We start from the raw sequence: 11,713 nt of genomic DNA, 5'->3' as shown, positions 1-11,713 counted from the left end.
GTGGCCGGCCAGGGCGGCGTGATGCGGCTGGATGGCAGCGTCGACCCGATCGGTCCGCGCGCGCTGTTCCTGCGCCTGGGCTCGGCGGCATCGGAGCTGACCGGGCATTCGCGCGCCGCGCAATGGATGCTGCTGCAGCAGATGGTCGACGAAGCACGCGGGCAGGTGGCTGCGGATTCGCCGCACGCGCTGTTGACCCCGGCCGGCCGCCGCACGCTCAGCCGCTACCTGGCCGGCCAGGGCCGCATCGTGGTGGAGGTCGATCGTGCCTCGGACATCCGCCAGCTGCTGCGCTGGGCCGCGCGCGAGAAGGTGAAGATCGCGATCGCCGGTGCCGGCGAAGCCTGGCAGGTCGCGCCGGAGCTGGCCGCCGCACAGGTGCCGGTGTTCGTTGACGTGCTGGCCAACCTGCCGGCCAGCTTCGACCAGATCGGCGCCACCCTGGAAAACGCCGCGCGCCTGCAACGTGCCGGCGTGCCGGTGTCGTTCGTGCAGCGCGGCGACGCCACCCACAACGCGCGCAAGATGCGCCAGCTGGCCGGCAATGCAGTGGCCAACGGCCTGCCCTGGGCCGACGGCCTGGCCGGGCTGACCCGGGTGCCGGCACAGGCGTTCGGCGTGGCCGATCAGATCGGCAGCATCGAGCCGGGCAAGCGCGCCGACCTGGTGCTGTGGGAGGGCGACCCGCTGGACGTGGCGCACTATGCCGAACAGGTCTGGCTGGGCGGCCGTGCAATGCCGATGCGCTCGCGCCAGACTGACCTGCGTGACCGCTACCTGCAGCGCAACGCGCAGCCCTGACCGCCTTCAAGGAAACCCTCATGGCCACGCTGCGCTGGTATTTCGACTTCGTCTCACCCTATTCCTACCTGCACTGGCAGAAGCTGAAGCGGCTGCCGCAGGTCGGCCAAATCCAGCCGGTGCCGATCGCCTTCGGTGCGGTGCTGCATCACCTGGGCAACCTGGGCCCGGCGGAAATCCCCGCCAAGCGCCGCTTCGCCTACCGCCACCTGCAGTGGACCGCGCAGGCCGAGGGCACCCCGATGCGCTTCCCGCCCGGCCATCCGTTCAATCCGTTGTCGGCGCTGCGCCTGTGCCTGGCCGTCGGAGCCAGCGCACAGGCGGTGGACGTGCTGTTCGACTGGATCTGGCGCGACGGCCATGCCGGTGACAGCGCCGAGGCCCTGCGCGAACCGGGTGCGCAGCTGGGCATCGAGGATGTCGCCAGCGCCATCACCGCCCCGGCGGTCAAGGAACAGTTGCGGCGCAACACGGAGGCCGCGATCGCGGCCGGCGTGTTCGGGGTACCCACCCTGGCCATCGGCGACGAACTGTTCTGGGGCAACGACGCACATCCGCTGATGGCCGCGGTGCTGGCCGATCCCACCCTGCTGCAGCAGCCTGAATGGCAACGCCTCGACAGCCTGCCGATGGCGGTACAACGCAATCGCTGAACAGGGGTGACGCCTTTCCCTCGGGCGCGGGCTCTGGTTTTGAGATAGATTTCACGTTTCCGAATCTACAACCGCCCTGGAGGGGGAGCCGCGGATGCGCATCGGAATCGTCGTCGACTCGGCCTGCGACCTGCCGCAGGACTTCATTGCCGAGCACAACATCGTGCTGCTGCCGATCACCGTCCGCATCGGCGAAGCCGTGCTGGCCGATCACCGCGATGAGCAGGCCACGCTGAGCTTCCTGCACGCGCACGTGGCCGAACACGGCGCCGAGGCGGAAACCATTCCCTTCAGTGTCAACCAGATCCGCGACCTGTTCCTGCAGCAGCTGGTGATCGATTACGACCACGTGTTCTGCATGACCATCACCAAGACCCGCAGCCCGATCCATGACAACGCGCTGCAGGCCAGCTTCGCCATCCTCAACGACTACAAGCCGGTGCGCCAGGCGGCAGGCTACAACTCACCGTTCGCGCTGCGCGTGCTCGATACCCAGAACCTGTTCGCTGCCCAGGCGGTGACCGCGGTGGAAGCGGTGCGCCTGCGCGAGAGCAACGCCAGCGTGCAGCAGATCCGCGAACGGCTGGAGGAACTGGCTGGCAACGTGCACGGCTACATGGTGACCCGTGACCTGTATTACATGCGTGCGCGTGCACGGCACAAGGGCGACCGCAGTGTCGGCCTGCTCAGCGCGGCGCTGGGCAGCGCACTGGACATCAAGCCGGTGCTGCACGGCTATCGCGGCGAAACCGGGCCGGTCGCCAAGATCAAGGGCTTCGACAACGCGGTGCAGAAGCTGTTCGCGGTGGTCGGCCAGCGCGTGCGTGCCGGGCTGATGACACCAACGGTGTGCGTCAGTTACGGCGGTGAGCTGGACGAGCTGCGTACCCTGCCCGGCTACGCCCAGTTGAAGGAGGTCTGCGCCACCCATGGCGTGGCCGTGTACGAATCGGTGATGAGCCTGACCGGCATGGTCAATGTCGGCAAGGGCGCGGTCACCGTGGGCTTTGCCGATGGGCCACATCGGTTTGAATGAAGGTCGACCGTGGCGGGAATCTGCACATCGATTCCACCGCGACTGTGCCAGCCTTGCCGCACTTCAAGGAGAACTCCATGCCTGCGCAGTACCACATCAGCCTGCCCGACCCGTCCAAGGCCCGTGGCAATGACCCTGACCTGTCCTTCCACTCGCAGGGCGCCGCCGGTTTCGCCGAAGAGCTGCAGGATGCCCTGCGCAGCGGCACGCTGTTCGAGCGCTGGAAGGCCAAGCAGCCCGACCCGGACGCGGTGGAACCGCAGTGGGGCGTGACCGATCCGGACGCCACCGTGACCGGCGAGCAGAAGGACCTGCGCATCAACCTGGTGGCCACCACCCGCATCGACAGCGATGTGTTCAAGCAGCGCCTGCGCCTGCTGGCCGGCAGCCACTGGGAACTACGCGACGTGCGTTGAGGCACCCGCCCGCCGGGCATGGCCCGGCGCTGACCATGCTCTGGTAGACGCCAACCTTGGTTGGCGCTTGCACAAACGGCTGCCAACCAAGGTTGGCCACTACTGACGCGCCGCCGAACATGGCCCGGCGCTTCCGAGGCATGCTCCGGTAGATGCCAACCTTGGTTGGCGCTTTCCAACGCGCCGCGCATGTGGCTGGCACACTGTGGGAATGAGAAACAGAGATGCGATCACCCGGCCGGGTACGCGCGGCGAGAAGAAGCTGCGCGATGCCCCACGCCGACTACGCGACCTGCAGCATTGGGCTGACTGCTTCAGTGGTGCGTTCCCCTCGTCAGAGGAGTTGGGCAGTCAAGCTCGCTACTGGAACTACAAGGTTCCAACCCGAGCCGGTCTGATCGAAGGCCCGGCCACCACCCTGAGAATCCAGCGTGCCTGCGCCCAATCGCTCATCAGCGCCTGCGCAAATCTGATCCAGTCGCGGCCCGCTTCACAGGCTACTGTGCGGGTAACCTGCTGCATCGCCCAGCCGGGGATGTTCTCCAGCGAGATTTGCCTTTACCTGGACGAAACGTACTTCCAGGGCCACGTCGCCTCGACAGCGGATGGTCAGGTCACCGCCATCACCTCGCGCAGCCTTTCCGCCGAATGGCAGCTCGTCCTACCCCAGGGCGTTGAGGAGCGAGGTGTGCAGGTCAGCATTCCTCCCACCGACCACGATGACGGTCTGGAACAGGAATACTGGTTCTACGGCGAGGTCGCCGACAGGCGTTGGTGAACGAGGACGCAAGCTCGGTCGGCGCTTCCGGGAAGCGCTGCCAACCAAGGTTGGCAACTACCGAACCGCCGGGTAGTGGCGGCCGCTACCCAGCGCGCGGTACAGCGCTATGCGCACGATCGCAGCCCCGGTCTGACTGTACAGCGCGATGTCCTTGGATGGCCGGAACCCCAAACAGGCTGGTTCTGTACGACCAGCGGCGAGCCGGATTGGCCTGGCCGAACAGGATGAGGCGGTTTGGCGGCAACGGGCAGCAGCGCGTGACGGGCTGGCCTGCTCAGCAATCCATGGTTCCGTGCGCGTTGCCCTCGTCATCCAGCACGTGCGCATGCAGGACCACCTGGTTGCGGCCGGCCCGCTTGGCGGCATACAGGCCGGCATCGGCATCGGCCAGCAGTTGGTCGGCGCTGGCCATCGCTGGCGGATGCAAATAGCCCACGCCGATGCTGATGCTGACCGACCCTTCCGGCAGCGGCAGCGCCGCCACCGCCTCGCGCAGGCGTTCGGCCAGTGCCAGCACGCCCGACAGCGCACTTCCGGGCACGATCACCGCGAATTCCTCGCCGCCGTAGCGCGCAACACGGTCACCGGCGCGGCCAGCACTCGCCTTCAGGACCGCTGCCACGGCCTGCAGGCAGCGGTCGCCGGCGGGATGGCCGTGGCGGTCGTTGAAGGCCTTGAAATGATCGATATCCAGCAGCAACAGGCCCAGTTCGGTGCCACTGCGCCGTGCGCGGTTCCACTCGGCCAGCAGCAGCGCGTCGAACTCGCGCCGGTTGGCCACGCCGGTCAGGCCATCCTGGCGCGCCAACTGATCCAGCGAGGCCTGCCGTTCCATCAGGTCCACCTGCAGCAGGATGCTGCGCAGGCCGAACCCCAGCGTCGCCACCACGAACCCGCTCACGGCCAGGGGCCGGGCGTGGTCGACCACCAGCGTGCCTACCACCAGCAGCAGCAGCGGCAGGATCATCGGACCCGCCGCCTGCACCGTGCGCGCCATCCGCGGATGCGGCGCCAGGACCCGCGCCGGTGCCTGGCTGAGCGCGAGCAGCGCCAGCAGCAGGAACGGCAGATCGATCAGCAGGTCGGCATAGGCACCGAACGCATCGCCGGAGGTGTAGTGGTTGATGTAGTACGCCACCAACAGGTAGGTCACCGCATACATCGCCAGCGCGCGGAAAAAGGTGCGCCGCTCGGGAACGTCGCCGGCCAGCCAGCGCACCACCGCGAACACAGCGATGCACAGGTTCTGGATATCGAACATGCGTTGCATGTTGGACAGCGCGTGGTCGTCGATGTCAACGCGGGCGGCAAACGACTGCGCGTGCACGAAGAACAGCACGCCCAGCAGCGCCGCCATCGCCGCATCGATCAGGCTGATGCTGACCCGTTCCCGGCGCGCCCGGGCCAGGATGAACACCAGGGGCACACCGTAAAGCACGTAAAGGAACAGGCTTGCGCGCGGGGTGAAATCGGCACGCCCGGCGCCCAGGGCGTCGATCATGTTGAAGGCCATGCCGCCGGCCCACAGCAGCAGCGCCGCTGCCGTGGCGCGCCAGCCGAGCGCCGCCTTGTCGCGGCGCGCCCGCCACAGGCAGGCGGCGGCTGCCAGCAGCGGGGCGGCGGTCAGGAACACGAAGGAACCCGCACCGACCGGCCCCGGCCACATGGCCAGGACCAGGCCATGGCACAGCACATACAGCAGCGCCAGCACTACCGGCATGCATCCCCCGATCGGCAAGGCCGTATGGGTGCACGATAGCCCGGGGCGGCGCCACGATGGTGTGATCCACCACCGGAAAAGCGGCGCGCAACCGTAGAGCCGAGCCCATGCTCGGCTGCCATCCGGTCGGAGGCCCAAGGTAGAGCCGAGCGTGGGCTCGGCTCTACAGGGGGTCAGCACTTCAGCGCGCGGGCGTGGTGGGCGATGTGCTCCCCAATGAAGCTGGCAATGAAGTAGTAACTGTGGTCGTAGCCCGGCTGCAGGCGCAGGGTCAGCGGATGGCCGGCGGCCGCGCAGGCCTCCTGCAGGCGCTGCGGCTGCAGCTGGGCCTGCAGGAACTCGTCCGCCTCGCCCTGGTCGACCAGCAACGGCAGGCGCTCGCAGGCCGTCGCCAGCAGCGCACACGCGTCCCACTGCGCCCAGTCGGCCGGGTTGTCGCCCAGGTAGGCGGTGAACGCCTTCTGCCCCCACGGCACGTGGCTGGGCGCGACGATCGGCGAGAACGCCGACACACTGCGGTAGCGCCCCGGGTTGCGCAGCGCGGTCACCAGCGCACCATGGCCACCCATCGAGTGGCCGCTGATGCCACGCGCATCGGTGGCCGGGAAGTTCGCCTCGATAAGCGCCGGCAGCTCCTGAGCCACATAGTCGTGCATGCGGTAGTGCTTCGCCCACGGTGCACGGGTGGCGTTGAGGTAGAACCCCGCCCCCTTGCCCAGGTCATAGCCCTCGGCATCGGCCACGTCATCACCGCGCGGGCTGGTATCCGGCGCGACGATGATTACGCCGTGCTCGGCTGCATAGTTCTGCGCGCCGGCCTTGGTGATGAAATTCTGCTCGGTGCAGGTCAGCCCGCTCAGCCAGTACAGCACCGGCAGCTTCTGAGTGGCCGCCTGCGGCGGCAGGTACACGGCGAACTGCATGTCGCAGCCCAGCGTGGACGAACGATGGCGGTAGACGTCCTGCCAGCCGCCGAAACAGGCGCGATGTTCAATGCGTTCCATGGAACCCTCCTGCGTGCCGGCTTCAGCCGCCACGTGTGTTGATCAATTCATCCAGCTGCGACAGCAGGCGCAGCAGCGGTTCGACACCAGGCTGGCCGCCCAGGTTGCGGTACGCCGCGACCGCTACGTCACTGCGCGGTGGCCATTGGCCATCGGCGCGGGCTTCGTGCAGGCGCGGCAGGAACACCTGCGCCAGCCAGTGCTCGAACGACATGCCATCGTCGCTGCCGAAGGCCGAAGTCACCGCACGCGGTGGCCCCACGACGCCTTCGACCCAACCCAGCGCGCGCAGCGCCTGCTCGATCGGATCAACCAGGGCCGCGCGCGGGTCTTCCGCACGCGGCCGGCGCAGGGCATCCAGCCAGCCCACGCCGCGGCTCAGTAGTGGACCACCGAACGGATCGACTTGCCTTCATGCATCAGGTCGAAGGCGTCGTTGATCTTGTCCAGGTCCATGGTGTGGGTGACGAACGGGGCCAGTTCGATGTCGCCCTTCATCGCGTCCTCGACCATGCCCGGCAGCTGGCTGCGGCCCTTCACGCCACCGAAGGCGGTGCCCATCCACTTGCGGCCGGTCACCAGCTGGAACGGACGGGTGGAGATCTCCTGGCCCGAACCGGCCACGCCGATCACCACGCTCTGGCCCCAGCCACGGTGCGCGCATTCCAACGCCGCGCGCATCACGTTGACGTTGCCGATGCACTCGAAGCTGTGGTCCACGCCCCAGGTGGTCATTTCAACGATGACCTGCTGGATCGGCTTGTCGAAGTCCTTCGGGTTGATGCAGTCGGTGGCACCGAACTCGCGCGCCAGCTCGAACTTGGACGGGTTGGTGTCCACCGCGATGATGCGGCCGGCCTTGGCCTGGCGCGCGCCCTGGATCACCGCCAGGCCGATGCCACCGAGGCCGAACACCGCCACGCTGTCGCCTTCCTGCACCTTGGCGGTGTTGTGCACCGCGCCGATGCCGGTGGTGACACCGCAGCCAAGCAGGCACACGTGTTCCGGGTTGGCGTCCGGGTTGATCTTCGCCAGCGATACTTCAGCCACCACGGTGTACTCGCTGAAGGTCGAGCAGCCCATGTAGTGGTACAGCGGCTCACCGTTGTAGCTGAAGCGGCTGGTGCCATCGGGCATCACGCCCTTGCCCTGGGTCGCGCGCACCGACACGCAGAGGTTGGTCTTGCCGCTCTTGCAGAACAGGCACTCGCCGCACTCGGCGGTGTACAACGGAATCACGTGGTCGCCCGGCTTGACGCTGGTCACGCCCTCGCCCACGTCCACCACGATGCCGGCGCCTTCATGGCCCAATACCACCGGGAACAGGCCTTCCGGGTCATCGCCGGACAGGGTGAACGCATCGGTGTGGCAGACACCGGTGTGGGTGATCTTCACCAGCACTTCGCCCTTCTTCGGCGGGGCGACGTCGATCTCGACGATCTGCAGCGGCTGGCCGGGACCAAAGGCGACGGCGGCACGGGACTTCATGGTGGTTTCTCCAAAGACAGGCAATGACAGGATGGGCGGCGCCATGTTGCGCCGTCGTTTATTTCAAGTACGAGCGGATCAACGCGCTCATGTCGCGCACGCGTTCGGCGCGTTGTTCATCGGAGGCCGCGGGCTGGCCGAACTCCTCGCGCAGATGGGCCTCCATTACCTCGGACATCAGGCCGTTGACGGCGCCACGGATGGCAGCGATCTGCTGCAACACCGGCCCGCAGTCGGCGCCGGCTTCCAGCGCGCGGTCCAGCGCATCGCACTGGCCACGGATGCGGCGCACGCGGGCCAGGACCTTCTTCTTCTCTTCGGGGGAGTGCGGCATGGCCAGGCTACCCAGGAACTATACTGGGGGATAGTATACAAGCCGGAACCACGAACTCAATCCCGGCCTGCTCAATCGAACAACCCCTCACCCGCCAACCGGGTCAGCTCATCCACCACGTAGCGCACCTTTGGCCGCAGATGACGCGTCGGTGGCCACAGCGCGTGGATGTCGATATGCCGCTGCATGTGCGCATCCAGCACCGACTGCAGCGCGCCGGATTCCAGGTGGCGGCGCACCAGTGAAACCGGCATCTGGCAGATACCGAGACTGGCGATGGCCGCTTCAATCACCGCGTCGCCGTCATTGAGCTGATACGGCGCATTCGGGATGAACGTCCCTTCGTCATCCTCGCTGCCGATCCGCCACCAGACCGGCTGGCCATGACGGAAGCCAACGATGCTGCGATGCTGCGCCAGTTCCTCCACGGTCGCAGGCACGCCATGCGCCTGCAGGTACTCCGGCGATGCGCAGGTGACCAGGCGCTGGCGCCCGAGCCGTCGCGCCACGAGGCGCTCGGCATGGTGCAATCCACCGAAACGGATCAGCAGGTCGATGCCCTCTTCGACCGGATCGACGAAGTGATCGGTGAAGGTCACCGTCAGCTGCAGGTCCGGGTACTGCCGGCACAGGCGCAACAGCACCGGCAGCACCACCAGCCGCCCAAACGAGGACGGCATGTCGACGCGCAGCCGCCCGCTGGGCAGTCCGGCCGACCCCAGGCAGGCCTCGGCGGCAGAGATTTCTTCCAGCGCCGCCGCACACGATGCGTAGTACGCCTCACCGTCGGTCGTCAGCGCGATGCGCCGCGTGGTGCGGTGGAACAGGCGCACCCCCAGCCGCGTTTCCAGCCGGGCGATGGCCTTGCCCACCGCCGAACGCGAGATGCCCAGCGCGTCGGCGGCTTCGGTGAAGCTGCCCGAGCGGGCCGTGGTGACGAAGGTCACCAGGCCATTCAAGGATTCCAGTGGCAACATCCCTCACGCTCCATTGGGGACAATTAGTCCCGTTCAATGGGAAATCGAAGCGCTTTATGCACCTGCATGTCAACTCCATCCTGTGTGCATCGCGCCGCTGGCGCCTCCCCCACACCGAGATGACCGACATGACCGCCGCCCTCTTCCACCCCTTCGACCTGTCAGGTACCGCCCTGCGCAACCGCATCGCGATGGCCCCGATGACCCGTGCCCGCAACCCCGGTTCGGTCGCCAATGAGCTCACCGCGCAGTACTACCGGCAGCGTGCCAGCGCCGGCCTGATCATCAGCGAAGGCACCCCGGTCTCGCCACAGGGCCAGGGCTACATCGACGTGCCGGGTATCTGGTCAGCCGAGCAGGTGGCCGGTTGGACGCTGGTCACCGAGGCGGTGCATGCCGCTCAGGGCACGATCTTTGCCCAGCTCTGGCACGTCGGCCGCATGTCGCATTCCTCACTGCAGCCCAATGGTGGGCAACCGGTCAGCGCCGGCACGCGCCCGGTGGCCAGCGCACTGAAGAACACCTCGTTCGTCTATCTGGAAGACGGCAGCCGCGGCCATGCCGATCCCACCCCGGCACGTGCACTGGCCACCGACGAGATCCCCGGCATCATTGCCGACTTCGCACGGGGCGCCGACAACGCGATCGCCGCCGGCTTCGACGGCATCGAGCTGCATGCCGCCAATGGCTACCTGTTCGAACAGTTCCTCAACCCGCTCATCAACCAGCGCGACGACCGCTACGGCGGCTCGCTGCCCAACCGCGCGCGGTTGATCCTGGACACCGTCGATGCGATGGCTCAGCGCATCGGTGGTCACCGCATCGGCGTGCGCCTGGCACCGAACAACCTCACCTTCGACATGCCGTTCTACCCCGACAACGAGGCCACCTATCTGTACCTGGCCGAAGAACTGGGCAAGCGCGGGCTGGCCTACGTGCACCTCAACGACAACCTGCAGCAGGGTGAATCGGTGCTGGGCAGCGCGTTCCTGAAGCAGTTCAAACAGGCCTACGGCGGCACCCTGATCCTGGCCGGTGGCATGACACGCACGCGCGCCCTACAGCTGGTCGAGGACGGCACCATCGATCTGGCCGCGTTCGGCCAGCCGTTCATCGCCAACCCGGATCTGGTCGAACGCCTGCGCCACGACATCGCGCTGGCCACGCCCGACCGCAGCACCTATTACGGTGGCGGCGAGGCGGGCTACCTTGATTACCCACGCGCACAGTAGATCCACGCCATGCGTGGATGGGGGCATACACTGCCCACCCACATCCACTGGATCTGACCATGGATACGCCCACCGCAGCGTTCATCGTCAACCTCGACGTCCCCGACCTCGCCGCTGCCGAAGACTTCTACATGCGAGCCTTCGGCCTGCGCGTCGGCCGCCGTCTCGGGCCCGGTGCGGTGGAACTGCTGGGCGGCCCCACCCCGCTGTACCTACTGCAGAACGACCACGGCAGCCCTGCCACCGAGGACGGCGATGTGCGCGATTACGAGCGCCACTGGACGCCGCTGCACCTGGACTGGGTCGTGGATGACATCGAGGCCGCACTGACGCGTGCGGTTGCGGCCGGGGCGACACTCGAGCAGTCCGTGCGCGAGCGTCGCTGGGGCCGCATCGCCGTGCTGGCCGACCCGTTCGGCCACGGCTTCTGCCTCATCCAGTTCAGTGGCGAAGGCTACGACGCGCTGGTCGAATGACCGGCGCGTCGTTCACCATGGCAGTGGCACGGCCTCGCCATTGGCGCGTTCGCCGTAGTACAGCGATGGCAGCAGACGCGAAAGGAAGCTGAACTCCGTATAGCAGTGCTTGAGCAGGCCAAGGCCGACCGCATCGCTGGCATCGCGGTGCGGATCGGCGCTGTCCAGGCCGAGCACGAAGCGGCTGCGCAGCACGCAGCCAAACGGCGTATCGCGCGCCACGTGCAGCATCTGCCCATCGCGGGGATCACCGTTTGCATCCAGGCGCACGTGGTCACCGAAGCCGATGCGCGCGGCGATCAGCGCCGACACGTCACCTGCATCCTGCGCCGCCTGCAGGCGCTCGGGCACCAGCAGCGTGCGCGGGTCGTGGAACTTCAGGCGTGCCGCCACCGGCGGAATATCGGCCAGCGATTCCACCGCGTGGATGCTGGCACCGTGGTAGCTGCGCCCTCGCTGCCAGGCCTCGTCCCAGCCGCGGTGCTCGACATGATCGACCGGGTGCCACCAGCGGATGTGCTGGCTTGTTTCAAAGAAGGTAAACCACCAGTCCAGCATGCGGCCCTTGCAACCGTGCAGATCGGTGCGCACTGCGACCAGCAGAGTGCCGTCTTCGCGGCGCTGGACGCCGGTCTCAAGGTGCATCGGTGCCGGGTCAAGCAGATCGTGGTGGTCCAGCCAGGCGCGGGCGTTCACAGCGGTATCCATGGGGGTCTCCTGGGGTTGGGAGATCCGACAATACGGAAACGTTCATCGTTTCGCAATTACTCGGGTGCGGTAAGATGGGTGTAATGA

At 67.2% G+C, this 11,713-nt stretch carries 14 protein-coding genes; 7 read left to right on the top strand and 7 right to left on the bottom strand.

Translation table 11 applies throughout. The features are described from left to right. The 5 genes from QRO91_RS19965 to QRO91_RS19945 all read left to right on the top strand — a co-directional run. Positions 1-801: amidohydrolase family protein (locus QRO91_RS19965; RefSeq protein WP_285310530.1), on the top strand; the 801-nt coding region annotated here is incomplete at its 5' end. A 20-nt stretch (positions 802-821) separates the two neighbouring features. After that, positions 822-1,454, top strand: coding sequence for a 2-hydroxychromene-2-carboxylate isomerase (locus tag QRO91_RS19960; protein ID WP_049428225.1), 633 nt, complete (start codon positions 822-824; stop codon positions 1,452-1,454). 94 nt (positions 1,455-1,548) lie between these two features. Then, positions 1,549-2,490 carry a DegV family protein gene (locus tag QRO91_RS19955; RefSeq protein WP_049428227.1) on the top strand — a complete coding sequence of 314 codons (942 nt, stop codon included), beginning with the start codon at positions 1,549-1,551 and terminating at the stop codon, positions 2,488-2,490. 77 nt (positions 2,491-2,567) lie between these two features. Continuing rightward, positions 2,568-2,906, top strand: a complete 339-nt coding sequence (locus QRO91_RS19950; RefSeq protein ID WP_005414449.1) for a hypothetical protein — start codon at positions 2,568-2,570, stop codon at positions 2,904-2,906. A 211-nt stretch (positions 2,907-3,117) separates the two neighbouring features. Beyond that, positions 3,118-3,684 (top strand): DUF3916 domain-containing protein, encoded by a 567-nt coding sequence (locus QRO91_RS19945; protein WP_197620016.1) that lies wholly within the window; start codon positions 3,118-3,120, stop codon positions 3,682-3,684. A 277-nt stretch (positions 3,685-3,961) separates the two neighbouring features. Here the strand turns inward: QRO91_RS19945 and QRO91_RS19940 are convergent, their stop codons facing one another. From QRO91_RS19940 to QRO91_RS19915, 6 genes are all read right to left on the bottom strand, one after another. Then, complete coding sequence (locus tag QRO91_RS19940) at positions 3,962-5,407, bottom strand: diguanylate cyclase (protein WP_100443678.1); 1,446 nt, start codon at positions 5,405-5,407, stop codon at positions 3,962-3,964. A 173-nt stretch (positions 5,408-5,580) separates the two neighbouring features. Continuing rightward, positions 5,581-6,411 carry an S-formylglutathione hydrolase gene (fghA, locus tag QRO91_RS19935; RefSeq protein ID WP_049428271.1) on the bottom strand — a complete coding sequence of 277 codons (831 nt, stop codon included), beginning with the start codon at positions 6,409-6,411 and terminating at the stop codon, positions 5,581-5,583. A 22-nt stretch (positions 6,412-6,433) separates the two neighbouring features. Then, complete coding sequence (locus QRO91_RS19930) at positions 6,434-6,781, bottom strand: YqcC family protein (protein WP_049428235.1); 348 nt, start codon at positions 6,779-6,781, stop codon at positions 6,434-6,436. Between the two features lie 8 nt (positions 6,782-6,789). Beyond that, positions 6,790-7,899, bottom strand: coding sequence for an S-(hydroxymethyl)glutathione dehydrogenase/class III alcohol dehydrogenase (locus tag QRO91_RS19925; protein WP_049428237.1), 1,110 nt, complete (start codon positions 7,897-7,899; stop codon positions 6,790-6,792). Between the two features lie 58 nt (positions 7,900-7,957). Beyond that, positions 7,958-8,233: a formaldehyde-responsive transcriptional repressor FrmR gene (frmR, locus tag QRO91_RS19920; protein WP_005411009.1), complete on the bottom strand. Its 276-nt coding sequence runs from the start codon at positions 8,231-8,233 to the stop codon at positions 7,958-7,960. Positions 8,234-8,304: 71 nt separating this feature from the next. After that, positions 8,305-9,210: a LysR family transcriptional regulator gene (locus QRO91_RS19915; RefSeq protein WP_049428240.1), complete on the bottom strand. Its 906-nt coding sequence runs from the start codon at positions 9,208-9,210 to the stop codon at positions 8,305-8,307. A 128-nt stretch (positions 9,211-9,338) separates the two neighbouring features. On the opposite strand from QRO91_RS19915, the gene QRO91_RS19910 reads away from it, so the two are divergent. Both QRO91_RS19910 and QRO91_RS19905 read left to right on the top strand, forming a co-directional pair. After that, positions 9,339-10,442, top strand: a complete 1,104-nt coding sequence (locus QRO91_RS19910; protein ID WP_049428274.1) for an alkene reductase — start codon at positions 9,339-9,341, stop codon at positions 10,440-10,442. Positions 10,443-10,501: 59 nt separating this feature from the next. Continuing rightward, positions 10,502-10,918 (top strand): VOC family protein, encoded by a 417-nt coding sequence (locus tag QRO91_RS19905; RefSeq protein ID WP_049428243.1) that lies wholly within the window; start codon positions 10,502-10,504, stop codon positions 10,916-10,918. Between the two features lie 12 nt (positions 10,919-10,930). Here QRO91_RS19905 and QRO91_RS19900 read toward each other — a convergent pair whose 3' ends face one another. Next, positions 10,931-11,626 carry a DAPG hydrolase family protein gene (locus tag QRO91_RS19900; protein ID WP_197650602.1) on the bottom strand — a complete coding sequence of 232 codons (696 nt, stop codon included), beginning with the start codon at positions 11,624-11,626 and terminating at the stop codon, positions 10,931-10,933. Between the last annotated feature and the right edge of the window lie 87 nt (positions 11,627-11,713).

This window comes from Stenotrophomonas maltophilia group sp. Smal32 (assembly GCF_030237085.1).
In the GTDB taxonomy this organism is placed as follows: domain Bacteria; phylum Pseudomonadota; class Gammaproteobacteria; order Xanthomonadales; family Xanthomonadaceae; genus Stenotrophomonas; species Stenotrophomonas maltophilia_Q.
This window is presented reverse-complemented; position numbering and strand designations above follow the sequence as displayed.